1 protein-coding gene is annotated in these 244 nt (G+C 61.1%); it reads right to left on the bottom strand.

Annotated elements, in window-relative coordinates; translation table 11 throughout:
• The coding region (locus tag GJQ66_RS13615) for a TOBE domain-containing protein (RefSeq protein ID WP_196215946.1) at nt 1-244 on the bottom strand (244 nt) is incomplete at both ends.

Consider the following 244-nt stretch of genomic DNA (forward strand, 5'->3'; position numbering starts at 1 on the left):
CTTCGCACTGCGCCTGGCCGCGTTCGATATGGCCGATTGCGGCCCGTAGCTGGTTATCGGCTGCCTTTGCGCTGTCGGGATCGCGCGTGATGTTCACCCACGGCGCTTTCACGAGCGCCAGTACCTCTTTACCTTCATCCAGACCAAGACGTTCTGCGCTCTGCGCCGTGATGGCGGCTTTCAGACGGGTGGTGCCATCGGCGAGCAGGATCTCAATATGCTGCTGGACCTGCAGATTATCGCG

This window comes from Microbacterium sp. ZXX196, from assembly GCF_009709595.1.
Taxonomy (GTDB): domain Bacteria; phylum Actinomycetota; class Actinomycetes; order Actinomycetales; family Microbacteriaceae; genus Microbacterium; species Microbacterium excoecariae.